A 286-nucleotide genomic window follows, 5' to 3' on the forward strand; every position below is an offset into this window, starting at 1 on the left:
AGTTGCTGCATTACCTGCGCTATCCGTTAAAATCACTGACAGGGTCAAGGTGCCATCATTCAGGGCACTGAGATCTAAATTGGTAAGCTGCTGCCCTGCCGACGTCACAGTGCCATTACCCGTGACATTGGTGCCACCGTTACTGCTCGAAATGGTATAGCTATAGGTTGCCCCCACTTGCGCACTGCTGAAGGTAAAGGATGCCGTGCCTTTTTCAGTGTTCGAGTATAAGGTGTCGCCAAACGATACGCTGTGACCGCTTGGTGCTTTGGTGTCCACCGTAATC

Annotated in this window: 1 protein-coding gene; it reads right to left on the reverse strand. The window is 51.4% G+C overall.

The features are described 5' to 3' along the window. Nucleotides 1-286: hypothetical protein (locus N482_RS25345; RefSeq protein WP_196765378.1), on the reverse strand; the 286-nt coding region annotated here is incomplete at both ends.

Source organism: Pseudoalteromonas luteoviolacea NCIMB 1942 (assembly GCF_001625595.1).
Taxonomy (GTDB): Bacteria; Pseudomonadota; Gammaproteobacteria; order Enterobacterales; family Alteromonadaceae; genus Pseudoalteromonas; species Pseudoalteromonas luteoviolacea_A.